At 70.9% G+C, this 776-nt stretch carries 1 protein-coding gene; it reads left to right on the top strand.

Translation table 11 applies throughout. The features are described 5' to 3' along the window. Nucleotides 1–776 (top strand): diguanylate cyclase domain-containing protein (locus ACXJKH_RS21575; protein WP_457322447.1); only part of this gene is annotated, 776 nt, incomplete at both ends.

The raw sequence follows: 776 nt of genomic DNA, 5'->3' as shown, positions 1-776 counted from the left end.
GGATGCGGTGGCCGACATGGTGCTCACCCTGGACCTGCACGGCCAGATCCAGTACGCCAACGCGGCCGCCACCCGCGCACTGGCCGGCGCCGGCGCCGCGCCGCTGACCAACGGCCAGGTGCAGGACGTGATGGAGCTGACCACCGAGTACGCCCCGCGCTCGCCGCTGGACATCGCCGTGCTGCTGGACCCGGAAAGCAACGCAGTGGACCTGCACTCGGACCTGCTGCTGTCTGTCGGCGCGCGGCTGCTGCCGGTCGATGTGACCCGCGCCTGGCTGCGCGGCGAAGACGGAAAGACCAGCGGGGCGGTGTGGGTGATCCGCGATGTGACCCAGCAACGTGCGCGCCAGCGCGAGGCCCGGCACCTGGCCGAGGTCGATCCGCTGACCGAACTGAGCAACCGGCGAGGGTTCGAAGCCCACCTGCAGCAGGCGATCACCCGCGTGGCGCGCACCGGGCAGTCGGCCTCGCTGATGTTCATCGACCTGGACAACTTCAAGCCGATCAACGACAACCACGGCCACCTGGCCGGCGATGCCATGCTGTGGGCGGTGGCCAACGTGCTGCGCCATGGCGTGCGCGACTCGGACATCGTGGCGCGCCTGGGCGGTGACGAGTTCGCGGTGATCCTGGCCGGCTGCTCGCTCAAGCGTGCCCGCCGCATCGCCAGCGACCTGCTCGAGTCGGTGCGCGGCCTGACCATTCCCTGGGACCTGCAGCGGCTGGGGGTCGGGGCCAGCATCGGTATCGCCGCGATCGGCGGCAGCATGAGCG

Source organism: Stenotrophomonas sp. P5_B8 (assembly GCF_054049855.1).
The sequence above is the reverse complement of the archived record's forward strand: the minus strand, read 5'-3'. Positions and strand labels throughout refer to the sequence as shown.